The sequence below is a fragment of the Chryseobacterium sp. GM_Chr_2 genome, assembly GCF_026540445.1.
Taxonomy (GTDB): Bacteria; Bacteroidota; Bacteroidia; order Flavobacteriales; family Weeksellaceae; genus Chryseobacterium.
Genome location: NZ_JALNUD010000001.1, coordinates 727,507 through 752,884 on the forward strand (window position 1 = coordinate 727,507; position 25,378 = coordinate 752,884).

Annotated in this window: 24 protein-coding genes; 15 read left to right on the plus strand and 9 right to left on the minus strand. The window is 33.4% G+C overall.

Annotated elements, in window-relative coordinates:
• Positions 1 to 37: 37 nt before the first annotated feature.
• Positions 38 to 196, plus strand: a complete 159-nt coding sequence (rpmH, locus tag OXQ85_RS03235) for a 50S ribosomal protein L34 (protein ID WP_039365072.1) — start codon at positions 38 to 40, stop codon at positions 194 to 196.
• Positions 197 to 351: 155 nt separating this feature from the next.
• Positions 352 to 1,062, plus strand: coding sequence for an ATP-binding cassette domain-containing protein (locus OXQ85_RS03240; RefSeq protein ID WP_267402352.1), 711 nt, complete (start codon positions 352 to 354; stop codon positions 1,060 to 1,062).
• A 123-nt stretch (positions 1,063 to 1,185) separates the two neighbouring features.
• On the opposite strand, the gene OXQ85_RS03245 is transcribed toward OXQ85_RS03240, so the two are convergent.
• The 3 genes from OXQ85_RS03245 to OXQ85_RS03255 are packed head-to-tail and all read right to left on the minus strand — an operon-like array spanning position 1,186 to position 3,921.
• Positions 1,186 to 1,881: a methyltransferase gene (locus OXQ85_RS03245; protein WP_267402354.1), complete on the minus strand. Its 696-nt coding sequence runs from the start codon at positions 1,879 to 1,881 to the stop codon at positions 1,186 to 1,188.
• Complete coding sequence (locus tag OXQ85_RS03250; RefSeq protein ID WP_267402356.1) at positions 1,881 to 3,335, minus strand: HAMP domain-containing sensor histidine kinase; 1,455 nt, start codon at positions 3,333 to 3,335, stop codon at positions 1,881 to 1,883. Before OXQ85_RS03250 ends, OXQ85_RS03245 begins: the two co-directional genes overlap by 1 nt.
• Positions 3,325 to 3,921 carry a riboflavin synthase gene (locus tag OXQ85_RS03255; protein WP_267402358.1) on the minus strand — a complete coding sequence of 199 codons (597 nt, stop codon included), beginning with the start codon at positions 3,919 to 3,921 and terminating at the stop codon, positions 3,325 to 3,327. The genes OXQ85_RS03250 and OXQ85_RS03255 overlap by 11 nt, the downstream gene beginning before the upstream one ends.
• 49 nt (positions 3,922 to 3,970) lie before the next feature.
• Here OXQ85_RS03255 and pdxA point away from each other — a divergent pair, with 49 nt between their 5' ends.
• The 6 genes from pdxA to rocD all read left to right on the plus strand — a co-directional run bounded on the left by pdxA (position 3,971) and on the right by rocD (position 9,558).
• Positions 3,971 to 5,062 carry a 4-hydroxythreonine-4-phosphate dehydrogenase PdxA gene (gene pdxA, locus OXQ85_RS03260; protein ID WP_267402360.1) on the plus strand — a complete coding sequence of 364 codons (1,092 nt, stop codon included), beginning with the start codon at positions 3,971 to 3,973 and terminating at the stop codon, positions 5,060 to 5,062.
• An 84-nt stretch (positions 5,063 to 5,146) separates the two neighbouring features.
• Complete coding sequence (locus OXQ85_RS03265) at positions 5,147 to 5,671, plus strand: DUF177 domain-containing protein (protein WP_267402362.1); 525 nt, start codon at positions 5,147 to 5,149, stop codon at positions 5,669 to 5,671.
• 59 nt (positions 5,672 to 5,730) lie between these two features.
• Entirely contained in the window at positions 5,731 to 5,934 is a 204-nt protein-coding gene (gene rpmF / locus OXQ85_RS03270; RefSeq protein ID WP_267402364.1) for a 50S ribosomal protein L32, read from the plus strand.
• Positions 5,935 to 6,060: 126 nt separating this feature from the next.
• Positions 6,061 to 6,543: an acetyl-CoA carboxylase biotin carboxyl carrier protein gene (gene accB, locus OXQ85_RS03275; RefSeq protein ID WP_267402366.1), complete on the plus strand. Its 483-nt coding sequence runs from the start codon at positions 6,061 to 6,063 to the stop codon at positions 6,541 to 6,543.
• Positions 6,544 to 6,694: 151 nt separating this feature from the next.
• Entirely contained in the window at positions 6,695 to 8,050 is a 1,356-nt protein-coding gene (gene accC, locus OXQ85_RS03280; RefSeq protein WP_267402368.1) for an acetyl-CoA carboxylase biotin carboxylase subunit, read from the plus strand.
• Positions 8,051 to 8,307: 257 nt separating this feature from the next.
• Positions 8,308 to 9,558 (plus strand): ornithine--oxo-acid transaminase, encoded by a 1,251-nt coding sequence (rocD, locus tag OXQ85_RS03285; protein ID WP_267402370.1) that lies wholly within the window; start codon positions 8,308 to 8,310, stop codon positions 9,556 to 9,558.
• Here the strand turns inward: rocD and OXQ85_RS03290 are convergent.
• Positions 9,555 to 10,640, minus strand: coding sequence for a glycosyltransferase family 1 protein (locus OXQ85_RS03290; RefSeq protein WP_267402371.1), 1,086 nt, complete (start codon positions 10,638 to 10,640; stop codon positions 9,555 to 9,557). The genes rocD and OXQ85_RS03290 overlap by 4 nt on opposite strands.
• A 47-nt stretch (positions 10,641 to 10,687) precedes the next feature.
• Here OXQ85_RS03290 and OXQ85_RS03295 point away from each other — a divergent pair, with 47 nt between their 5' ends.
• The 3 genes from OXQ85_RS03295 to OXQ85_RS03305 are packed head-to-tail and all read left to right on the plus strand — an operon-like array spanning position 10,688 to position 14,621.
• The gene (locus OXQ85_RS03295; RefSeq protein WP_267402372.1) at positions 10,688 to 11,710 is read left to right on the plus strand and encodes a hypothetical protein; all 1,023 of its coding nucleotides are present in this window, start codon (positions 10,688 to 10,690) and stop codon (positions 11,708 to 11,710) included.
• 2 nt (positions 11,711 to 11,712) lie between these two features.
• A complete protein-coding gene (locus tag OXQ85_RS03300) occupies positions 11,713 to 13,749 on the plus strand; it encodes a glycosyltransferase (protein WP_267402373.1) in 2,037 nt (678 codons plus the stop codon).
• Positions 13,746 to 14,621: a hypothetical protein gene (locus tag OXQ85_RS03305; protein ID WP_267402374.1), complete on the plus strand. Its 876-nt coding sequence runs from the start codon at positions 13,746 to 13,748 to the stop codon at positions 14,619 to 14,621. The genes OXQ85_RS03300 and OXQ85_RS03305 overlap by 4 nt, the downstream gene beginning before the upstream one ends.
• Positions 14,622 to 14,671: 50 nt before the next feature.
• Here OXQ85_RS03305 and OXQ85_RS03310 read toward each other — a convergent pair whose 3' ends face one another.
• The 3 genes from OXQ85_RS03310 to OXQ85_RS03320 are packed head-to-tail and all read right to left on the minus strand — an operon-like array spanning position 14,672 to position 16,731.
• Positions 14,672 to 15,421, minus strand: a complete 750-nt coding sequence (locus OXQ85_RS03310; protein ID WP_267402375.1) for a hypothetical protein — start codon at positions 15,419 to 15,421, stop codon at positions 14,672 to 14,674.
• Positions 15,422 to 15,434: 13 nt separating this feature from the next.
• Entirely contained in the window at positions 15,435 to 15,779 is a 345-nt protein-coding gene (locus tag OXQ85_RS03315) for a phosphomannose isomerase type II C-terminal cupin domain (protein WP_267402376.1), read from the minus strand.
• A 13-nt stretch (positions 15,780 to 15,792) separates the two neighbouring features.
• Complete coding sequence (locus OXQ85_RS03320) at positions 15,793 to 16,731, minus strand: glycosyl transferase family 90 (RefSeq protein ID WP_267402377.1); 939 nt, start codon at positions 16,729 to 16,731, stop codon at positions 15,793 to 15,795.
• Positions 16,732 to 16,917: 186 nt separating this feature from the next.
• Between OXQ85_RS03320 and gltX the strand changes: the two genes are divergently transcribed.
• Positions 16,918 to 18,420 (plus strand): glutamate--tRNA ligase, encoded by a 1,503-nt coding sequence (gltX, locus tag OXQ85_RS03325; protein ID WP_267402378.1) that lies wholly within the window; start codon positions 16,918 to 16,920, stop codon positions 18,418 to 18,420.
• A gap of 50 nt (positions 18,421 to 18,470) precedes the next feature.
• Positions 18,471 to 19,427, plus strand: a complete 957-nt coding sequence (locus OXQ85_RS03330; RefSeq protein ID WP_267402379.1) for an acetyl-CoA carboxylase carboxyltransferase subunit alpha — start codon at positions 18,471 to 18,473, stop codon at positions 19,425 to 19,427.
• Between the two features lie 53 nt (positions 19,428 to 19,480).
• On the opposite strand, the gene OXQ85_RS03335 is transcribed toward OXQ85_RS03330, so the two are convergent.
• Complete coding sequence (locus OXQ85_RS03335) at positions 19,481 to 20,062, minus strand: hypothetical protein (protein ID WP_267402380.1); 582 nt, start codon at positions 20,060 to 20,062, stop codon at positions 19,481 to 19,483.
• A gap of 63 nt (positions 20,063 to 20,125) precedes the next feature.
• Complete coding sequence (locus OXQ85_RS03340; RefSeq protein WP_267402381.1) at positions 20,126 to 20,839, minus strand: DUF6759 domain-containing protein; 714 nt, start codon at positions 20,837 to 20,839, stop codon at positions 20,126 to 20,128.
• 145 nt (positions 20,840 to 20,984) lie between these two features.
• Between OXQ85_RS03340 and tsf the strand changes: the two genes are divergently transcribed.
• Complete coding sequence (tsf, locus tag OXQ85_RS03345; protein ID WP_267402382.1) at positions 20,985 to 21,809, plus strand: translation elongation factor Ts; 825 nt, start codon at positions 20,985 to 20,987, stop codon at positions 21,807 to 21,809.
• A 199-nt stretch (positions 21,810 to 22,008) separates the two neighbouring features.
• Complete coding sequence (locus tag OXQ85_RS03350; protein WP_267402383.1) at positions 22,009 to 25,353, plus strand: gliding motility-associated C-terminal domain-containing protein; 3,345 nt, start codon at positions 22,009 to 22,011, stop codon at positions 25,351 to 25,353.
• Positions 25,354 to 25,378: the final 25 nt, after the last annotated feature.

Below are 25,378 nucleotides of genomic sequence, written 5' to 3' on the forward strand. Positions count from 1 at the left end.
AAAATTAATAGAATAATTACGATTTAAACATATAGTAATGAGTAAAAGAACATTCCAGCCATCAGAGAGAAAAAGAAGAAACAAACACGGTTTCAGAGAAAGAATGTCTACGCCAAATGGAAGAAGAGTTTTGGCTGCGAGAAGAGCTAAAGGCAGAAAGAGTTTAACTGTAAGTGCTGCACGCGCTAAGAGATAATAACTCTATTATCATATACAAATCATGCTTGAAAAGAAATTTTTCGAGCATTTTTTGTTGTTAAAATTTCCTAAAATTCAAGGTTCTTACGTTTCTTTTTTCTATTTTTAAAATCTGAAAAAATTTTCCAGAAAAAGCCTTATAAAATCGAATTTATGCCACATACCAATATCTCCGGAGATAATATTATAAGTTTGCAACACGCGAAAATCGCACAAAAAAACTTCACTGTTCTTTCTGATGTTAATTTGAACATTAAAAAAGGAAGATTCTGCTATCTTATCGGAAAAACCGGTTCCGGAAAAAGTTCATTGTTAAAGACTTTGTACGGGCACATTCCATTAGCTTCAGGACACGGAGCTGTGGTAGGTTTTGATTTGGCTAAACTGAGAACTTCTGATATTCCGAATCTAAGAAGAAAATTAGGAATTGTTTTCCAGGATTTCCAATTGCTTTCTGACAGAACCGTTGAAAAGAATCTGAAATTCGTACTTGAAGCCACAGGCTGGAATGACAAAACAAAAATGGAAGACCGCATCAACGAGGTTTTAGGAAGCGTAAATATGAAGAGCAAGAAGCACAAAATGCCTCACGAACTTTCCGGTGGAGAGCAGCAGCGTGTGGCGATTGCAAGAGCTTTACTAAATCATCCGGATCTTATTTTAGCGGATGAGCCTACCGGAAATCTTGACCCTGAAACGTCCAACGAAATTATGACGTTGCTAAAGCAGGTTGCCCTAGAAAACGGAGCTGCTGTGGTAATGGCAACACATGATTATCACATGATCCAAAACTTCCCTGGCGAAGCAATAAGATGTGAGGATGGGAAAGTTTCTGTACTCGATACAGCGGAATTATTTGAATAAATAATTTAACCATTAAGAACATTTAAGAAGTTAAAAATCAAATAGATTTTTAAGTTTTAAAATCGTAACAACTTAATATTCTTAACTCCTTAACAATTTATCTTAATGGTTTAGAAATATATTTTATTTACGAAAAACATGAAACTCTTTAGTGAGTTCAAGATATTGGTCCGAGTATTGTCTCGGACTTTTTTCTATCACAAACTCAGATTCCTGTAATTTGTTTTCCGTTTTAGAAAATTCAAGAATCAATCTTTTTGTTTTTGAGTTTTCAATGCCTTTAATATTGATTCTTTTTATTAAAAATAATTGATTTTCAGCAGCAATTTCAATAAAATCATTTCCTGCTTCACTGGGAATTATAACTGAAAAAATTCCGTTTTCGGTAAGCAAGGTTGAAGATTTTGAAATCAATTGCCTGAAATTCAACTCAACTGTTTGTCGTGCAATCTTATCTTTTTCAGAATCTGATGCTTCAAAATATGGTGGATTTGAAACAATTAAATTAAATTGAATATCCGTTTCAAACGTTTTAAAATCTTGATGAATATTTTTTAATCTTGAATGAAAAGGAGAATTTTCGAAATTCTGCTCTGTAAGATTTACCGCTTCTTCATTGATATCAATCCCTAGAAACTCTGCCTGAGAATTTCTTTGAGCAAGCATTAATGAAATCAAACCCGTTCCTGTTCCAATTTCAAGAACATGCGATGCTTCACTCACATTTGCCAAAGCGCCCAGCAAAACACCGTCTGTACCTACACGGAAGACGTTTTTTGACTGTTGAATTTCAAATTGTTTAAACGTAAAAGGTTTCACTATAAATTCGTAGGTAAAGTAATGATGAATGTAGAGCCTTTTCCAACCTCAGATTTCACGGTAATTTCGCCTTTATAATCTTCAATCATCTTTCTGACCATCGATAAACCAAGTCCCATTCCGCTATTTTTTGAAGTAAAATTAGGTTCGAAAATTCGTTCGTACATATTTTCAGGAATCCCGATTCCATTATCCTGTACAGAAATCATCACCCTTCTCTGATGTTGTTCTACATCTACATTAATGATCAATTTTCGCTCGTCACTCACCGCCTGTTTAGCATTCGTCACTAGATTTGTAATGATTCTGGAAAGGTAAATCCTATCCATCGTGATCATAATATTATTTTTGTTGGAATGCATGAAAATACTGTCATCATTGAAAACACGCAGAATATCTTCCACTTCGGTATTCAGATTAATGACTTCATTATTTTTTTCAGGCAATTTAGCAAACTCTGAAAAAGCTGAAGCAACGGTAGCAATCAAATCAATCTGATCGACCATTGTTTTGCTCATTTGCTTTACTCTTTCTCTGATATTCGGATCTTCAGGATCAAATTTTCTTTCAAAATTCTGAATGGTTAATTTCATTGGTGTCAACGGGTTTTTCACCTCGTGAGCCACCTGTTTTGCCATTTCTCTCCAAGCTTCTTCCGATGCTTTAAAACGAAGCCTTTCCTTCTGATCCTGAATCTGAAGAATCATTCGGTTATAAGCTCTTGCGAGAGCATTTAATTCATCATTTTTATAATATCTGATAGGACGCATCTCATTCTCAAACAAGGTAATACGCGTTATCATATCAGAAAATTTAGTAATGGTTTTTGCTAAATTATTAGACGTAACCCAACTCAGCCAAATACTGAAAAGAATTAAAAAAAGATCGACTAAAAGAATATATTTTACATATTTATGAAGAACTTCAAGGTAAGCAGATTCATTGTGATACAAAGGAATATAAACAATTCCGATAGGTTCAAGCACATTATTTCTCAGTAAAATATAGGATGAAGTGAAAACCGCATCCTTAGCCTGATCGTAGCCACGAATATCTACTCGCGCATCCGTAGACAGAATTTTATTAACAATGCTAATCGGAATAGTTTTCTGCTCAATCAGATTAGGATCTCTGTTTGAGATTAAATAATTTCCTTTTAAATCATAAATAACAATATCATGTTGATTAATATCTGCAATTTCAAGAATTTTATTACTTAAAACCTTAGCAAGGTCATCCGTCTGCACCAATGTTCTACTCACAGCATAATCCAAATAGCCCATTACGGCATTGGTCTTATCCTGCATGTCGATACGGCTCTGCTCCAAAGAGTTATTCCTCAGAACAAAGTACGGCACCAGCGAAGAAGCAGCAACACTTAAAAGACATACCAATAAGAAACCGAAAAACACTCGGTTTCTTAAGCTATATCCTTTGTAAATATTAATTGACATTCTGTTTATTAATTAACCTAGCAATATACTTACCAATTATATCAAATTCAAGATTTACCTTATCTCCTGATTTTAAATGTTTCATGTTGGTAAATTCCCAAGTATAAGGAATAATTGCTACGGAAAACTGAGTGTCCTCGCTTTTTGCAACTGTTAAACTGATTCCGTTGACTGTAATAGAACCTTGAGGAACCGTTACAAAACTTCCATTATCTTCATATTTAATGGTAATGAAATAACTTCCGTCTTTATTTTCGATGCTTACTACTTCTCCGGTTTTATCTACGTGACCTTGTACGATGTGCCCGTCTAATCTGCCGTCCATTTTCATGCAACGTTCAAGATTTACTACAGAACCTACTTCCCATTTTCCAAGATTCGTTTTTTCAAGAGTTTCGTTAATAGCGGTAACTACATATTGATCTCCTTCAATTTTCACCACCGTTAAACAACAACCGTTATGTGCAAGGCTTTGATCTATCTTTAATTCATTAGTAAAAGGGCATGTAAGGGTAAAATCTATATTACTTCCGTTTTCTTCAATTTTCTCAATAACCCCAACTGCTTCAATAATTCCTGTGAACATATTATTTTTTGCTAAATTTGTAAAATTATAATCTTCAAAGATAATCAAAATGAGCCCAAAAAACCATAAAGTACGAGTAGGAATTTCAATCGGCGATTTCAACGGCATCGGCCCTGAGATCATTATGAAATGCCTGACAGACAAAACCATCACGGATTTTTTCACTCCGGTAATTTTTGGTTCGGGAAAATTATTTACCTATCAGAAAAATATTTTTAAATTAAATCTCAATTTCAATTACATCAACGAACCTTCACAGGCACAGGCAGGAAAACTGAATATGGTAAACCTTGTGAAAGACAATGTGAATGTAGAATTGGGAAAACCTACCGAAGAATCTACCAAAATGGCGATCGATTCTCTGGAAGCGGCTACCGAAGCTTTAATTAAAGGAGATATTGATGTGATCGTAACTGCGCCTATCAACAAAGATGAAATGGTAAAGATGGGCTTCAAACACACCGGCCACACAGGATATTTTGAAGAAAAATTCAACAAAAAAGGATTGATGTTTCTGGTAACTGAAGATTTGAAAGTTGCTGTTTCTACACACCATATTCCAATTTCAAAAGTTGCTGAAAATATTTCAAAAGAAAAAATAAAAAAACAGATCAGAATGCTTAACCAGACGCTGATCGAAGATTTTAATATTTCTAAACCTAAAATTGCCGTTTTAGGATTGAATCCTCACTCAGGAGACGGCGGCGTAATCGGAACTGAAGAAATAGAAATCATTGAACCAGCGATCAGAGAGCTTTCAGACAATGGAATTCTGGCTTTTGGACCATTTCCTGCAGACAGCTTTTTTCAGCCGAACAAATACAAGAGCTTCGATGCTGTTTTAGCGATGTATCACGATCAAGGTTTAGCACCTTTCAAGACGTTAGCGTATGAAGAAGGAGTGAATTATACCGCAGGTTTACCATTTATCAGAACTTCGCCGGATCACGGTGTTGCTTATGATATTGCAGGGAAAAATGTGGCAGATGCGCAGAGTTTTATGGAATCGATCTTCACAGCCATTAAAGTTTTTAAGAATAGAGAGGAATATAAAGAACTGATGCAAAACCGTCTACAGCCAAGAAAAATGGCGATGGATAACGGAATTGATGAGGATCTTCCTGAGGAAACTGAGGCTTAAACCTTTGAAACAAATTTTAAATTAATTTGTTGGAAAATTTATTTGTTATTATAAAAAAATTGCATATTTTTGCACACTCATTTTATGGACAAGTTAAGAAACTACGACGTAAGCTTTTCCGGATTGAAAACCGGCAAGCACAAGTTCAAGTTTGAGATAGATAAAGAGTTCTTTCAATTATTTGACACTGAACAGGAATTTACAAATCCTAGAATCGCAGTGGATGTTTTACTTGATAAACACACTACTTTTTTAGAATTTGAAATCAAAGTAAGCGGGACAGTGGAATTGGTTTGTGATATTACAAACGACAATTTCGACCATCCTATTGAAAACGAGATTAAAGTTTTGGTGAAATTTGGTGAAGAATATGATGACAGCGAAGAAGATGTGATCACAATCCCAACTAGCGACCATGCCTTTAATATCTCTCAGCTTATTTACGAAAACGTAGCACTTTCTATTCCGATGAAAAAAATTTCACCGAATATAAGTGATGAAGATCTGGCAATTTTAGATCAATTCAGTGCAAAAGAACCTGAAGAAGAGGAAGAACATGAAAGTGACCCAAGATGGGACGCTTTAAAAAATTTAAAGAATAAAAATTAAATAGTTTAATGATGGGATGATGAATCTCATCGCTCATCAATTAAAAAAGTTATTACAAAATGGCACATCCAAAGAGAAGACAGTCGTCTACAAGAAGAGATAAGAGAAGAACTCACTATAAAGCTGTAGTTCCTCAATTGGCAAAAGATTCAGCAACAGGAGAGCTTCACCTATACCACAGAGCTCACTGGCATGAAGGAAAACTTTACTACAGAGGTAAAGTAGTATTGGAAAAAGAGGTAGCAACTACTGAAGAAAACTAAGAGTCCCTTTTCGCTGAAAAAGCCTCATTTTAATACAAAAACCGCCCAATTTTGATAAAATTTGGCGGTTTTTTGTTGTTTTTTACGTTTTTTTGGTATCTTTGAAAAAAATCAAATATCAAATTTATGGACATTAAAGACATACAAAATCTTATCAAGTTTGTATCTAAAGCAGAGGTTTCTGAGGTGAAATACAAAACTAAAGATTTCGAAATCACTATTAAAACTCCATTAGCTGGAAGCGAAGTTGCTTATGCTCAACCTGCAGTTTACCACACTGCTCCTCAGCAAGTGGCTGCTCCTGCACCTGTAGCAACTCCTGCTGCTGCACCTGCTGAAAAAGCTGAAGCCGCATCTGACGACAGCAAATATATCACGATTAAATCTCCAATGATCGGAACTTTCTACAGAAAACCATCTCCAGATAAAGATGTATTCGTAAACGTAGGTGACGAAGTTTCTGTAGGGAAAGTAGTTTGTGTAATTGAAGCAATGAAATTATTCAACCAAATCGATTCTGAAGTAAGCGGAAAAATCGTTAAGATTTTAGTGGATGATGCTACTCCGGTAGAATATGATCAACCTTTATTCTTAGTAGATCCATCTTAATTTAGAGGTTAGATGTTAGACATTAGATGTTAAAAGATGGAAGCGGGAAGTTGGATGCTGGAAGTTTACCAGCTTTGATTTTATCCCATTCCCATCGTCACATCACCGCATTATCTAATTTTCAAATTATCTAATTTTCAAATTGAAGAAGATGTTCAAAAAAATATTAATTGCCAATCGTGGCGAGATTGCAATGCGTATCTTACGTACTTGTAAAGAAATGGGAATCAAAACTGTTGCGGTATACTCTACTGCCGACAAAGACAGTCTTCATGTAAGATTTGCTGACGAGGCTGTTTGTATTGGTCCTGCAATGAGTAAAGACTCATATCTAAAAATCCCTAACATTATTGCTGCTGCAGAAATTACAAATGCAGACGCAATTCACCCAGGTTACGGATTCTTATCTGAAAATGCCAACTTTTCAAGAATTTGTGAGAAAAACGGCATCAAATTCATCGGTGCTTCTCCTGAGCAAATTGAGAAAATGGGAGATAAAGCAAATGCTAAAGCTACGATGAAAGCTGCCGGAGTACCTTGTGTACCTGGTTCTGACGGTTTGATTGAATCTTACGAACACGCTGTAAAAGTTGCTGAAGAAACAGGATATCCTGTAATGATTAAAGCAACTGCCGGTGGTGGTGGAAAAGGAATGAGAGCTGTTTGGAAAGCTGAAGACCTTAAAGACCACTGGGAATCTGCAATTCAGGAAGCTGTGGCTGCATTCGGAAACGGAGGGATGTACATGGAAAAATTGATTGAAGAGCCTAGACACATCGAAATTCAGGTTGCGGGTGACCAATTTGGTAAAGCTTGCCACCTTTCTGAAAGAGACTGTTCAGTTCAGAGAAGAAATCAGAAACTGACGGAAGAAACTCCTTCTCCTTTCATGACTGACGAACTTCGTGAGAAAATGGGTGAAGCGGCTGTAAAAGCAGCAGAATTCATTGGATATGAAGGTGTTGGTACGATTGAATTCCTTGTTGACAAGCATAGAAATTTCTATTTCATGGAAATGAATACGAGAATTCAGGTAGAACACCCTATCACTGAGCAGGTTATTGATTATGACCTAATCAGAGAACAAATTCTTTTGGCTGCAGGAACTCCAATTTCAGGAATTAATTATTATCCGAAATTGCATTCAATTGAATGTAGAATCAACGCGGAAGATCCTTATGCTGATTTCAGACCATCTCCGGGAAAAATTACAGGACTGAATATCCCTGGGGGACACGGAGTAAGAGTAGACACTCACGTTTATGCAGGATATACGATCCCTTCTAACTATGACTCAATGATTGCTAAACTAATCACGACGGCTCAAACTCGTGAAGAAGCAATCGCAAAAATGAGAAGAGCTTTGGAAGAATTCTATATTGAAGGTGTAAAAACTACCATTCCTTTCCACAGACAACTGATGGATAATGAAGATTATCTTTCAGGAAACTATACAACGAAATTCATGGAGGATTTTGTAATGGATAGGAAATATGATAATCACTAAGATTATTTTAAAATAAAAACTTGGAACTGTCTCTTTTTGAGGCAGTTTTTTGTTTTCAAAACTTTGTCAAAGTTCAGAACTTTGACAAAGTTGATTCGAAAAGATATTATCACTTTAATCAATAATTAAATTAAACAAGATACCCAATTACCCTTGATAAATATTCAATTAACTATCAAACAAACCTTATTTAAAGGATAAGATTTCTGTTGATAAATGTCGTTTATAATGTTTAACTTTGTCAAAAACCAAAATATATGTCAACAGTAGAAACAGCAAAAAACTCACAGTATTTTATTGACCTTGAAGACAAACATGGAGCTCACAACTATCACCCTCTTCCTGTTGTTTTAGACAAAGGAGAAGGCGTTTTTGTTTGGGATGTAGAAGGCAAAAGATATTATGATTTTCTTTCAGCGTATTCTGCTGTAAACCAAGGACATTCTCATCCTAAAATTGTAGATGCTTTAGTGGAGCAGGCTAAAAAATTAGCTTTAACTTCAAGAGCATTTTACAACTCGAAATTAGGAGAATACGAACAAAAGATCACTACTCTATTCGGATTTGATAAGGTTTTACCCATGAATTCCGGTGCTGAAGCCGTGGAAACTGCAGTAAAATTAGCCCGAAAATGGAGCTATGAAATAAAAGGAATTTCAGAAAACGCAGCAAAAATTATCGTTTGTGAAAATAATTTCCATGGAAGAACAACAACCATTGTTTCTTTCTCGAATGATCCTGATGCCAATCAAAATTACGGACCTTTCACTCCTGGATTTATCAAAATTCCATATAACGATATCAATGCTTTAGAAGAAGTTTTAAAAAATGAAGCAGGTAATATTGCAGCATTTTTAGTTGAACCTATTCAAGGAGAAGCCGGAGTATATGTTCCGGATGAAAACTTCCTTAAAAACGCTTCTGAACTATGTAAAAAACACAATGTTCTTTTCATTGCAGATGAAGTTCAAACAGGTATTGCAAGAACCGGAAAATTAATTGCCTGCCATCACGAAGATGTTCAGCCTGATATTTTAATTTTAGGAAAGGCTCTTTCTGGTGGAATGTATCCTGTTTCAGCAGTTTTAGCAAACAATGAAATCATGAATGTGATTAAGCCGGGACAGCATGGCTCTACTTTCGGAGGTAACCCGATTGCTTGTGCAGTGGCAGTTGCAGCTTTAGATGTTGTTGAAGAAGAAAAACTTTCTGAAAGAGCGGAAGAATTAGGTCAATTATTCAGAAACGAAATTGAAAAATTGATCGAAAAAACAAGTCTGATTACCAAAGTAAGAGGAAAAGGATTGTTAAATGCTATCTTGATCAATGATACTCCGGACAGCTCTACCGCATGGAATATCTGTTTACAATTAAAAGAAAATGGGCTATTGGCAAAACCAACTCACGGAAATATTATCAGATTGGCACCACCTTTGGTAATTACTGAAGAGCAATTATTGGATTGTGTAAAAATCATTGAAAAAACGGTATTAGAATATAAGAATTAATTCTGTTGCAGAATTTTTTCGTAAAACTTAAGATAATTGTTGGACATTGCAGTATAGCTATATTGCTTTGTCCAATTTTTTATATCCTCACTCATCACTTCCTTATTGCTGTTGTAAAGAGTCATTTTTTCATGAAAAATGCTACTCATAGCTTTCGGTTCAAAACTATCAAAATAAAACGCTTTATTGCCTCCAATTTCGGGAAGACTGGTATACTTTGAAAGAAAGACAGGCTTGCCAAATGCCATAGCTTCTATTGGTGGAATACCAAACCCTTCTGCAATGGAAGGATGACACATGGTTTCACAATTTTGAATAATAGCATACTTTTCTTCCTCAGAAACATTCTTAAAAAAATGAATTCTGTTTTCCAAATTTAGTTCTTTAATCCTTTTTCTTACCTCATCGGCATAAGGTTGCTTTTCATCAGACGCAATCAAAACCAAATCTTTATCAATATAAGGCAGCATTTCAACTAAAGTCAACTGGTTCTTCTTATTAAAAAGCACACCAATATTCAGGATATATTTTTTATCTTTTAAAAAGGAATATTTTCCCAAGTCATACTGCTTATCTTCCGGCAACTGAATTCCATTGTGAATCACCACAATATCTTTAAGCTTATTAAACGTGAAAAGCCCTTTATTTTTAATTAAATCCTGCTTTGCATATTCAGATATACAAACGATATAATCAGCATTTTTTACATTGTTTTTTACTTTACCCAACATCTTTCTTTTTTTAGATTCGGTAAGGTTTTCATGTAAAAAATTCAGATCATGAAGCGTTACAATTTTAAGAGTATTTTTATAGTTTCTATGAAAGTAAGATGATAGCTGATGGCTAACATGAATTAAATCGAACTGCGTACTAAATCTTTCGAAAAATTTATGCGTCTTATTCCAAAAGATACACTTTGGTATGGAACAAATCTTTTCAAGCTGCTCTCTGTTTCCAAAATAAGCGATTTCAAATTTAGAATTGGTTTCAATTAAACCTTTTGCAAGGTTTCGAAATACATTTGCAATACCTGAATTTGGATATCTAAGACGTTCAAGGTCGATTAATACTTTCTTTTTCATATTTTTTTTACAAATATATATTTATTATTTTTGTTTAAAATTGCTGGATGGAAAAAAAGGTAGCATTATTAATGCCATATCATTTTAGTTTATATGAAAGTATTGTTAAAAATCTAGAAGCAAATGATTACATAGTTGAATTATTGGTTCTATCTGACAAGAAATTTCAATATAAAAACTTTAATGAAAAATTAACTAATTTCATTCAGAAGTTTTTTCTCAACAATAAAAATTTTAAATCTCAATTAAGAATAAACAGACATTCTGAAGAGCTTGTAGAAAAATTAAAAAATATAAAATTTGATTTTGAATATACATTAGTAATTCGACCTGATTATTTTTCTCAAGAATCATTAGAACTTTTAAAGCAGAAAACAAAAGTTTTTACTGCATATCAATGGGATGGCTTTAAACGTTATCCCAAAATCTTAGATTACATAAAATTATTCGATCGTTTTTTTGTTTTTGAAAAAGAAGACTATGATAATTATCAAAGTGATTATCATAATCTACATTATACTACAAATTTTTATATTGACAATTTTGAAAATATAGATGAGAAAGAGCGAGAAGAAATTTTCTTTTTGGGAAGCTATTTGGAAAATAGAATTGATGAAATAATTTCAATAACATCTTTTTTTGAACAACAAAATATTAATACAAACATTCAAATTGTTTATAAAAAAAGCAATATTCCTGAAAAGATTAAACGATCAAAAATTAAAGTCTTAGAATCCTCAGTGAAGTATTCAGAAATGATAAATGAAATTCAAAGATCAAAATACCTTTTAGAGTTTCAAAATACCAATATTCATAATGGCTTATCTTTTCGAGTATTTGAATCTATTTGCTTTAAAAAGAAATTGATAACAAATAATCCAGCTATAGAAAATTACGATTTTTACCATCCAAACAATATACTTATTTGGAAAAATCAAAATTCTGAAGAAATTCATAATTTTTTAAAATTAGAATATACTGATATTGACCCTGATATTTACAAAAAATATTCTTTTAGCAACTGGATAAATTATATATTTGATAATAAACCCTATATAAAAATTGATTAAAAATGGGACTTTGGCGAGAACTTAAATATGTTGTAAGAAAAGTTAATCGAATTAAAAAACTAGATGAAAGCTTTTCTAAAATATCACTAATTCCTACTTTGGAACGAGAAACCTTGAAATTTCCTAAATCAGAATCTCCCGTGGTTTCAATAATCATCCCTTTTTATAATCAAGAAAATTATACTTGGAATTGCTTAAAATCTATTTTTGAAAATCTTCCCGAAATTGATTTTGAAATCATATTAATGGATGACAATAGCTCTGAGTCTTATGATTTTTCAACGATTGAAAATATTACAATCATCAAAAATCCTACAAATTTAGGTTTCTTAAAAAGCTGTAATAAAGGTATAGAACACTCTAGTGGTAAATTTATCTATTTATTAAATAACGATACCATTGTGCATAAAGGCTTTTTAGATGAACTTATTTATGTATTTAATAACTTTGAAAATGTAGGAGCAGTAGGGTCTATGCTAATGAATGCTGATGGTAGTTTACAAGAAGCGGGTAGTGTTTTTATGAAGGATTGTAATATTGCACAAATTGTAGATAAGCGAAAACCTTATTATCCAATTATTAATTATATCTACAAAGTTGATTACTGTTCAGGATGCAGCCTACTTTTTAAAAAGCATTCAGATAATGGTGATCTAAATTTATTTGATGAACAATTTGCACCCGCCTATTTTGAAGAAACAGATTTATGTTTTCGATTTAAATATGAACAAAAAAAGGATATTTATTACACTCCTTTTTCTAAAATAGTTCATTTCAACGGTGCATCTTACAATGCAAAAAAAGATAATACACCCACAGAAAAAGAAAAGCTTTTTGAAAAAAATCTTGCTCTTTTTAAATCAAAATGGAATAATCAGATCAATTCAATACAGGCCAAAACAGTACAACAAAGAGTTCTGGAACTAAATCAAAATAAAAATATTTTTTTCTATAACAATAGAGTTCCTGAGTATGATAAAAACTCAGGAGAGTTAAGGCTTACCGAAATTATCAAGGCTTATAAAAAAGAAGGGTATAATGTTGTCTTTATTGCTAAAAGAAATAAAATAGACAATTCTTATAATGAATACTTTCAAAGACTTGGCGTATGTGTTTATTATGAATATTTACCTTATACAGATTTAAAAGAATTTTATAGATTATTTGACGCAAAGAAAACTATAGCATGGTTTTATGCTGCCAATATTTTTATCAAAAATTACAAAAAAATCCAGCAGTACTTCTCTAAAGTATTTACTGTCTATGATATGGTTGATATACATCATCTTAGATTCAAAAGAGCATTAGATTCAGACCCGAAAAACCCGTTTTATAAAAAAAGCTATTCTATATTTTATAAATTTGAAAAAGAAGCCTCTTCTGAAGCAGATTTGATTATTCCTATTTCTGAAGAAGAGAAACAATATATGGATACTTTTGCTATGGGTAAAAAACAACTTGTCATATCTAACATTCATTATCCAAAAATTAATATCCAGGACAGTAAAGATTTTGCTGAAAGAAAAGATTTACTTTTTATTGGCTCTACCCATCATCCTAATATTGATGCTATCTATTTTTTAGCAAATAAAATTCTACCGTTAATATGGAAAAAACTCCCAGATGTTAAATTAAATATTATTGGTGATGTAAATGAAAAAATAAAAGATATTAATTCTCCAAATATTATATTTCATGGTTATGTTCCCGATATTGTTCCTCATTTTTTAGAAAATAGAATCATGGTTGCACCATTAAGATATGGAGCAGGAGTAAAAGGAAAAATAGGACAAGCTTTTGAATTTTATCTTCCAGTAATTACAAGTGCGATCGGAGCAGAAGGAATGCTTTCAGAAAAAGGAGATAATATGGTTCTTGCTGATAATGAAACAGATTTTGCAGAAAAGACAATTGAACTTTATACAAATGAAAATCTTTGGAAGCAGCAACAGTTAAAATCTGCCGACGGCCTACAACCTTTTTCACTTGAAAATTTGCATAAAAAAATCCGAGAAATAGAAAAAATAACAAATTTATGAGCAAAATAATAAAAATTGGTTATTTACTTTCATACGATTATAAATTTATATTCAAATCTCTAGAATTGGTATATGATGAAGCAGATGACATTGTTATAAGTTATGATAAAAACAATAAAACTTGGAGCGGAAACGACATCTCTATTCCTGAATATGTATTTGATGAAATAAAGAATATTGATAGACAAAATAAAATTAGGTTTTACGCCGATGAATTCTATATTGGAGGACACACTCCCATGGAATTAGAAACAAGGCAAAGAAATTTAATGGGAAAATTCATGGGAAAAGGAGGGTGGCATCTTCAAATTGACAGTGATGAATATCCATACGATTTTCGAAAGCTATCAAATTTTTTACGGAAATGTGCATACCTCACTAGAAAACCAGAAAAAACACCATTCAACTTTCTTATAAACTGGGTTGTACTATTTAAGCAAAACGAAAATGGTTTTTTTGTGGTACAGCCTTTCAATGAGACCTGCTTCATGGTTACCAACTCACCACAATATACAAAAGCAAGAATGCCTCAAAATGACAGAACGTTATTTCTAGATTACTATGTCATTCATCAATCATGGGCAAGAACAGAGTCAGAGATTCTACAAAAAGTTAATAATTGGGGACATGTAAATGATTTTGACGTAGAAGGCTTTTTTCATATTTGGAAAACATTAAATAAAAATAATTATACAAATTATAAAAACTTTCACCCTCTTTCTGGCTCTTCTTGGGAGAATATAGAGTTTTTCAATGCAAAAGATATTGATGAGTTTTTATTAAAATTTAAAACAAAATATCCACAAAAAAAACTACATCTCAACATTTCGTTTACAAAAAAAATAAAACTTTACTTAAAAAGTTTATTTTAAAATAAAAAGGCCGATAAATGTTTTATCGGCCCAATTTAATTCTTTATATTTTATCTCTTTGTAAGTACGGCAGTCATAGAATCTGCTTCTGCATATACATCAGCACCGCATTTACACTTTAATAAATGATAATTATAGTCAGATGAATTACAATTATAACATTTCAAGGGTAATGTAGATCTTCTATAAATTTTAATATCTTTTATAGTATTTATTAAATTTATAATTTCATTAAAATTAAATAACGAATTTTTTGTCAATTCTTTTATTTTATCCTCATGAATTTCCACCCCAATACTTCTATGGTGCTCTATAAACAATAATAGATGTAAGGGTGAAATATAATTTTTACCATCTTTTGTATAGTAGTCATGTTGTGGATGCGAAGTATGAATGTCTTCTAAAATATAAATACCATTAGATTTTAAATAATTCATCCCCTCCACTAAACAATTCTTCTGATGCTTTGGAAAGTGGCTTCCATCCTCGATAATTAAATCAATTTCATTTCCTGTAATATTCAGAAAATTTTGAATATCCGAAACTTTATCCTGATCTAATTGATAATAGCTTATAGCATCATTAATAGTCCATTCACTTTGTACAGGTAAAATATCTGCGCCAAAAATTTTGGCTTCAGGATATTCGCGATTTAGCCATCTTACAGAGTCTCCTTTAAAAATTCCGAACTCTACAATTTTTTTAACATTTTCTAAATTGGAAAGTTCTTGTGTATAAATCGAATCATAACGATGCCAAAAAAATTTATCTGTATTTTCAAGGCTATTTGTATTTATCATTTCTCTAACTTAATTAATTTCTATCATACTCATCCTCAATCCTCACGATATCATCTTCACCAAAATACGTTCCGGTTTGAACTTCGATGAAAACAACAGGCTTTTCAGAAAGATTCATCATTCTGTGTTTCGCTCCTAGTGGGATAAAAATGCTTTCACCATAAGCCAGCTTAATTTCCTTATCATCTAAAACAATTGTTGCATCGCCTTCAATGATTGTCCATTGCTCTTGTCTTTTGTGGTGATATTGATAAGAAAGCTTTTGTCCAGGATTTACTTCAATTCTTTTTAGCTTATAATTTGGCTCGTCTGCCAAAACATAATATTTGCCCCAAGGTCTTTCTCCAATTTCTAACATAATTCGATATTTTTTAGCGAATGTAGTCAAAATACTTTTTCAAAACCAAAAGCGATATTAAATTTTCGACATTTTTATTATTAAACTGCGAGCGATATTCCTTGGCATTTTTAATGATTTCTTTCGCTTCGTTTGGATGTTCTATATAATATTGAATTTTTTCTTCAAGATTTTCATAATTTTCATCAATACAAATAAAATGTTCATTTGGCTTCAAAGTTCCTTCCATGTACCAAGTTTCCATTTTTAAGGGAGGTGATACAGCTACAGAATTTGAGCACATAATCCATTTCAGATTGGTAGCAACATCATTTCCTTCAAGACTTAAAATAAATTTATTCTTTAAATGCTCATCAATGGAAATTTTAGGCTTTATCCAGTCCGGATTGCCACCATTTTTATTTACTTGCCCTAGGTCGCAAATCGGATTATTAAAATACTTTTCATAGAACCTTTTTCTGTGTGCCTGATGCACAGCCGCTCTTCCGATCATTATATTTTTCTTATCATCAAAATTCCGATTATCTTGCAGAGAAACAAAATGTCTTGCTTTATCCAGATTCAGTAAAATATTATTGTCGTTTCCTCCATGAATAGGACGACTTTTTGTAATCATCGGAAAATCTAAAATAGTATTTACATCTCCAAAGGCATAATCTATCTTGAGATCTTTAGGAAAATATCTCGCATATTCGTACGTATCAAAATAATACGCTTTAGGCGTTTTAGGCTTCAGCAGATCTTGAATTGTCGTTCCGTGATGATCTACTTTTATTTCAGAATTGATTTTATTATAATAATTCAGCCTTCTTTCAACCTCATTTAAATCATTCTTTGAAAGCGTTTTATAAAGACTATCTATTTTTTTTTCATAAGGCTGAACAGGAAATAATCCTCTCGAAAAACCTTTAATATAAAATGATAACTTATTTTGTTTTTTAATTTTTGTCATGGTTAAATCAAATCATACAAAAATACATTATTCTAGTTATTCTTTTTCAATCAGATACAAATTTTAATCGGAATTTTATTTTTCTTAAAATCTATATTTAACAAATTTTCGCTCTATCTATTAGTTCCAAATAAATTTATCTTTTTGTGTTAGTTTAACTAACTTTGCATCAAAATTTTAATTGAAATGGACAAAGTAAGAGTACGTTTTGCTCCAAGTCCCACGGGACCTTTGCATTTAGGAGGCGTAAGAACCGCATTATATGACTATCTTTTTGCTAAAAACCAAGGTGGTGAATTTGTATTGAGAATTGAAGATACAGACACTGCAAGATATGTGGAAGGAGCGGAAGACTATATTGAAGAAGCTCTGGAATGGTGCGGAATTATTGCTGATGAAAGTCCTAAAAAAGGAGGAAAATTTGCCCCTTACAGACAATCTGAAAGAAGAGATATCTACGACAGATATACAGAGCAGATCCTGAAAACAGATTATGCATATATCGCTTTTGATACTGCTGAAGAATTAGACGCTATCCGTGCTGAATATGAGGCAAGAGACGATGTTTTTTCTTATGATAACAAAACAAGAAATCAGTTAAGAAACAGCCTTGCCCTTTCTGAAGAAGAAGTTCAAAAGTTGTTGGATGAAAAAACGCCATACGTCGTAAGATTCAAGATGCCGATTGACAGAACGTTGAATCTTGTGGATATTATCAGAGGAAATTCTTCTGTAAACACAAATACTTTAGATGATAAAGTTTTGGTAAAGAACGACGGAATGCCAACTTACCACTTCGCCAACGTCATCGATGACCACGAAATGGAAATTTCTCACGTTATTCGTGGTGAAGAATGGTTGCCATCTTTAGGGCTGCACACTTTATTATATGAAGCAATGGATTGGGAAGCACCTCAGTTTGCTCATCTTTCTTTGATTTTAAAACCAGAAGGTAAAGGCAAACTAAGCAAAAGAGATGGCGATAAATTCGGATTCCCGGTTTTCCCTTTGAATTTTACAGATCCGGCAACCGGAAATGTTTCTAAAGGATACAGAGAAAGTGGATATTTGCCTGAAGCCTTCATTAATATGGTGGCACTTTTAGGTTGGTCGCCTGCGGATGATAAAGAAATTTTATCGTTGGATGAAATGACTAAAGAATTTGATTTAAATAAAGTTCATAAAGCAGGTGCAAGATTCAGTAAAGAAAAGGCTGAATGGTTTAATCATCAGTATCTTCAACAAAAATCTGATGAAGAAATTCTTTCGATTTTAAAAAATTCTGATCTTAATATCACAATCGAAGATGAGAAGTTTTTAAGAATCATTCATTTGATGAAAGAAAGAACGACTTTCCCGATTGATATTTATGAAAATGGAAAGTTTTTCTTCGAAGCTCCGACTTCTTATGATGAAAAAGCATCTAAAAAAGCTTGGAATGATGAAACATCTGCTATTTTAGGAGAATTTGCATCAGGTTTAGAAAATGCTGAATTTAATGCTGAAAATTTAAAGCAAAACATTCATGATTTCGCCGAAAATAAAGGCTTAGGAATGGGTAAAGTAATGATGCCACTGCGTTTATCGTTGGTGGGAGAATTGAAAGGCCCGGACGTTCCGGACATCATGGAAATCCTTGGAAAAGAGGAAACTATATCCAGAATAAACAATGCTGTTAATAATTTTTAATAAATTTTCATAATTTTTCATACATTTGAAAGATTTAATTTACTTCAAGAATGGAATATTTAAGTTTCGAACTACCTATAAAAGAATTAATGGATCAATACCAAACTTGTTCTTTAGTAGGAGAAGAAAGTGGTGTTGATGTAAAATTAGCATGCAGCCAGATAGAGGATAAAATCATAGAAAAGAAAAAAGAAATCTATGGAAGCCTTACCCCTTGGCAAAGAGTACAACTATCTCGTCATCCGGATCGTCCTTATACATTGGATTATATCAACGGGATGGTAGATAAAGGCAGCTTCTTAGAACTTCACGGAGACAGAAATTTCGCTGATGATCCTGCCATGATTGGCGGTATTGCTACCCTAGATGGGCAAAAAGTAATGATCATCGGAACTCAGAAAGGAAGAACAACTAAAGAAAGACAACACAGAAGATTCGGAATGCCGAATCCTGAAGGATACAGAAAAGCGTTGAGATTGATGAAGCTTGCTGAGAAATTCAATATTCCTGTGGTAACTTTGGTTGATACACCAGGAGCTTATCCAGGATTGGAAGCTGAAGAAAGAGGACAAGGTGAAGCCATTGCAAGAAATATTTTCGAAATGACCATGCTTAAAACTCCTATTTTCACTTATATCATTGGTGAAGGAGCGAGTGGCGGTGCATTAGGAATTGGTGTTGGTAACAAAGTGTATATGTTGGAAAACACTTGGTACACAGTAATTGCTCCGGAAAGCTGTTCTTCAATTCTTTGGAGAAACTGGGATCACAAAGAAGATGCTGCAAACGCATTGAATTTGACTCCAAAAGATGCTTTAAGAGAAAAATTCATTGACGGAATCGTAGAAGAACCGCTTGGTGGCGCACATTACGACCCTGAAACAACGTTTTTAAACTTAAAGACTTCAATTTTACAGAACATTAAAGCGTTCTCGAAATTTACAGGAAAAGAACTTGAAACCCAAAGACAAGATAAATTTATCGCAATGGGTCAGTTTAAAGGATAAAAAAAAGACTTGTCATTCATTTGACAAGTCTTTTTTTTACATTTTAGCTAATTTTACATATTCGGAGCTAAATCTCCTTCTGCAACAACAACTCTATCTGTACCATTACCTTCAATTAACAACTTATAAACGTATTTCTGCGTCCCCAAAAGTTCATTTTTCACTCTAACTAACTGTAATTTAATATATGGATTAGATACACTTCCAACATAAGAATTAGTAGCCCAAACAGAATTAGATAAAACATATGGAGCTTTTTGATAGACAACAAAGTTTCCATCCGTTTGAGCTGATGCTAATGCAATATCCGAGGAAGTTAATAGTCTATTTGTATTTGTTTTCCATAAAGTGAGAGTGAAATTTGAAGCAGGTTTCTCATAATATAAAACTAAATTACAATCATCTTGCATTGTTAATCTCAATCGATTACCCTGAAAATCTACATTCAATGACTGATTTTTTTGTAATTGTTGAATTTTACTTTCTGCTTCAACAACCGATTTAGTCACTGATACTTTTTGGGTACTAGCATCTTTTGATGACAAACTTTCTTTTTCTTCGATTAAACTATTACTATCATTAGAACAAGAGATTAAAGATAAAATCACAAAGGAAAACAATGTTATTTTTTTCATAAATTATATATTTTTTCCAAATATACTCAATTTAAAAATATCTCACCATATTTAGAAAAAAAATTATTCTGCCAAATTTAATTCAATCTCAATATCTTTATTGATATTTTTCAGTGACGAATATTTGGCATCACAAACCATTGTTGTTAAGACATATTCTCCTTTATCTATTAAAATAAAATTCTGCCCTTTAGCGGGAACATCCAGATTATAATATTTCTTTCCGGTGATTTTTACAATCAGATTACATTTAGATCTGTTTTTAATATTTATATAAGCTTCCTTATCCATCGGATCATTGTTGAACATGTGCGTTAACATCGCAGCCGTTCTTTTATTTTTCTCGCTGGGTTCAGATTTTTTACTCGTATTGGTTACACTTGCATAATTTACATCTCTTGCTGGCACTGCAGAAGTAGAAGCTAGCTTTGTATTAGATGCCATTGTTTTGTTACCAGAAACTTTGGATTCATTTTTAGCCATTTTTGCAACTTCTCCTTTGCTTAAAGGCGTGATAGTAGGTTTTGCCTCCGGAGAATTATCGGCCATGATAATTTCTATTAACTTTCTTTTAAAATAATCAGTCTTGGCATGACCAGGGTTTTGTTTCAAGAATCCGGCAATAATTCTGGCTTCTTTAGTGCTTTCTGCATCCTGCTCTGTATAGATAATAAGCGTTTCTTTCTCAGCAACAGCCTTAGATTTCGCTTTTTTCTTTTTTTGAGAAAAGCCAAGGGTAAAAATGCACAAAAACAGAAGGAGAAATATTTTTTTCATTAACCAAACATTTAAAAATTTATTAAATATACAAATAACGCAAAAAGTCATTTTTTAGTTTATCATTAAAATCATTATCTTTGCATCGCTTTAAAATTAAGCTAAAAATTAATACTAATCTTACAATAAAAAAATAATAGATATTATGTCTTATACACCAGCTGCTGCAGACGTAGCAAAATTGAGAAACCAAACAGGTGCAGGTATGATGGACTGCAAAAAAGCTTTAGTTGAAGCTGAAGGAGACTTCGAAAAAGCAGTAGATATCCTTAGAAAAAAAGGACAAAAAGTTGCTGCTAACAGAGCTGACAGAGAATCTACTGAAGGTGCTGTAATCGCTAGAGTAAACGAAGATAACACTTTGGGTACTATCATCTCTTTGAACTGTGAAACTGACTTCGTTGCTAAAAACGAGGCGTTCATCGAGCTAGCTTACGAATTAGCTGAAATGGCTATTTTTGCTGCTACTAAAGAAGAATTATTGGCTACAGATTTCCACGGATTAACTGTTGCTGAAAAATTAATCGAGCAAACAGGTGTTATCGGTGAGAAAATCGAGATCGGTGCATTCGAAAGAATCGAAGGTCCTTTCTTAGGAGCTTACATTCACGCTGGAAACAAAATCGCTGCTATCACTGCTCTTTCTGCTAAAGTAGAAGGTTCTGACGAGGCTGCTAAAGCTGTTTCTATGCAAGCTGCTGCGATGAACCCAATCGCTCTTGACGAAACTTCTGTTTCTCAGGAAACTATCGATAAAGAATTAGAAATCGAAAGACACAAGCTTGTAGAAGAAGGTAAGCCTGCAAACATTATCGACAATATCTTGAAAGGTAAAATGCAGAGATTCTACAAAGACAACACGTTGGTACACCAAGATTTCATCAAAGACAGCTCTATCTCAGTTGCTGACTATGTAAAATCTGTAAATGCTGACCTAAAAGTAACCGGATTCATCAGAATCGGTTTGTAATCTTTTAAGATTTTAAAAATAATAGTCCCGGTGAAATTTTTTCATCGGGATTTTTTTATTTCACTTAATTATGAGAACGCAACAAATATTAACTCATTATTAAATATTTAGCAATTTCTCCATTCAATCATATGTAAAGAAAAATTCATTTAAAATTTTGATTACTAATGCTTATATTTGCAGCCCCTTATTAATAAGCATGAAAAAATTTCTACTAATTATTTGTACGTTTCTTTGTTTAATCGTTAATGCACAATTAGATACAGAACACTGGTTTGCCCCAATGTCGGCAAGTTCGTTACAAGGAACTCCCAAAGGTTACTTATACCTTTCAACCAATGAAACTGCGCCTTTTTCTGTTCAGGTTTTTAATAATAACAATTTATTTACAACCGTTCAGGTAAGCAAAGGAAACCCAATGCAGGTAACCATTCCCAACAATATGATGATTGCTTCTACTGCATCCAACTTATTTACTTCTACCGGGATGGGATTATTTGTAAAAGGAAATAAAAAATTCTTTGCCAGCTACAGATTTACTGTTTCTGATCAGGCTGAATTTGTTACTTCTAAAGGATTAGCCGGACTTGGAAAAAACTTCTTCGTAGGAATGGCTCCCAATACAACCGCTAAACCTTATGTAAATTCAACCATCGGTGTTACGGCTACAGAAGATAATACAACCGTAACTTTATCCGGATATAATCCCGGAGTTGTTTTTTCGGACGGTATTTCAGCGCCTTCAAGAACTTTTACCATCAATAAAGGTAAATCGTATATTATTGAAGCACAGAGTAATCTTAATTCAAACAATTTAACAGGATTAGTAGGTGCAAAAATTACGGCCAACAAGCCCATTTCTGTAACTAACGGAAATTTCAACAGTATTTATACAACATTCAATAGTACCAACGTAGATGTTTTGATGGATCAGTCGGTTCCTGTAGAAAGATTGGGTAAAGACTTTGTAATGATGAAAGGAAACGGCCCAGCCAACTCAGGAATGGAAGCAGCCGTGGTAGTGGCAACAGTGAATAACACCAAACTTACCATAAACGGAACCCTTTTAAACAGTGTTACGCTAAATGCAGGACAATATTACGTAGTACAGGGAACCAACTACATCAGCCAGGTAAACGGAAACTACAACATGAGTATTTCCGCAAATAATAATGTATACGTTTATCAGCTTTTGGCAGGAACTTCTACAGGAAATGTGTATGCAACCGGAGGTATGAATTTTATTCCGCCTTTGAGCTGTTTTTTACCTAAAGAAATTAATGAAATTGGTTCCATCAATAAAATTGGAAACGACACTTTTAATACAAGACTTAATATCATTACACAAACCGGAGCAGCGGTCACCATTAACGGAAATCCTATTCAGGCAAGCGCAGGACCCGCGCCAGTGACAGGAAATCCTAACTGGGTTACCTACTCTATCCCAAGTGTAACAGGAAATATCACCATCGGATCAAACAAACCTGTAACTGCAGGAATTGCGGCAGGTAACGGTGCGGTAGGATATGGTGGTTATTTCGCAGGATTCTCTTCTGTTCCTACGATCACAAAAACGGGGGATTGCTATGCCGGAGTTTTGCTTGAAGTAGACAATACCTATGATGCCTATCAATGGTATTTCAACGGAGTTGCTATTCCGGGGGCGACGACTTATTCGATTAATCCAGAATTATACGGAGCGGGAGATTACACCTGTGAAATCACAAAAACCAGTTGTGAAACAAGGATGACGGCAATTTATAGTTATACTTTATGTCCGCCAATTACCACAACAACCTATACAATCGGTTCTTGTTCAACAAAAACGATTACACCGGCTTTTACAAGCTCTACTCAAACTATTATTCCTTCGTTAACGAGCATTATTTCTGCGCCAACTTCAGGAACTGCAACAGTAAACCCTACAACAGGACAGATTACGTATACTCCGAATCCTACGACTGTAAATACTACAGATTCATTCATCTATTATATTCAAGGAAACGGAACTCCTTTTGCCTTTGAATATTTTAAAATTGTCATCAATACAGATGTTCTTCAGGTAACGAATGCTACATTATTGTCTTGTACCAATTCAACAGGAAACGGAACGTATAATTTAACCTCAGCTGTTGTTACAGCAAGTCCCGGAGCTACGGTTAATTATTTCACCAATTCCAACTTAACTGGTCAAATCACTACCCCTGCATCTTATACAGGACCTACGGGAACTATTTATGCGAATGTAACTTCCACATACGGATGTTCAAAAGTGGCTCAGATCATGTTATCAGCTTCTCCGTCGCCGAATATTAATGTAAGTAATTTTAACGCAAATATTTGTGATGATAATTTTGATGGAATTATTCCTGTGAATTTCGCCACGGTAACTCCACAAATCGTTAACAATGCAACCAGCTTCAACGTAAAATATTATTTGGTGCAAGCAGATGCTACGGCAGGAAACACAAATACAATCCCAACCAACTGGAATTATAATACCAATACAACTGTTTACGTAAGAGTAGAATCGCCTACAGGAGATTGCCCGGCTGTTTTAGGACAAATTAATTTCACCATCGGAAATAAAATCAGTTTAATTACAAACACTGCCACCACAGATATTTGTGATAACGACTTGAACGGTTCTGAAAACATCAACCTTAATGATTATAAAAATTTATTTACCACAGATCCCACTGTAACACTTACTTTTTACACTTCTCTGGCAAATGCACAAAATGCAACGAATGCTATTCCTGCAACACAAACAATTAATTCAAACAACATCTATTACATCCGATTTGTAAGTGCAAGTGCTTGTCCGAATATTGGAACTTTAACTGTTAATTTTAAATCTCCAAGAAAATCGAGCACGCTTCATGATCAGGTAATTTGTTCTGATGATAAAGTAATTTTAGATGCGGGAACAGGCTTCACTTCTTATAAATGGAATACCGGAGCAACAACGCAAACCATTTTGGCAGGCGCAGGAAGTTATTATGTAGATTTGGGAATGAATGGCTGTGTGTATCGTCAACATGTAAATGTAAATACGGCTCAGGCTCCTATTATCACTAAAATTGAAGTATCAGGAAATACTGCCACGGTACACGTTATAGGCGGAACTCCTCCGTACAGATATTCTTTAAATGGTATTGATTATCAAAACTCAAACGTATTTATGGGATTATCAAGAGGAACTCATCAAGTATATGTTTTAGGATCTGATGGATGTCTTCCTGTCATTAAAGAATTTTTAGTAATTAACATCATCAATGCAATTACACCCAACGGAGACGGAATAAACGATGTTTTGGATTATTCTGAATTAAGAATGAAAGAAAACGTAAACATTGAGGTTTCAGACAGATACGGAGCTATTGTTTATAAATCTCCAAAAAACGTTTATACATGGGACGGAAAGCCTGGTGGAAGAACTTTGCCTACCGGAACTTATTGGTATGTGCTTCAATGGACAGAGCCAGATACGAAATTAACAGTTTCATACTCAGGATGGATATTAATAAAGAATCGTGAATAATTTTTCACGATTCTTTATATTTTTT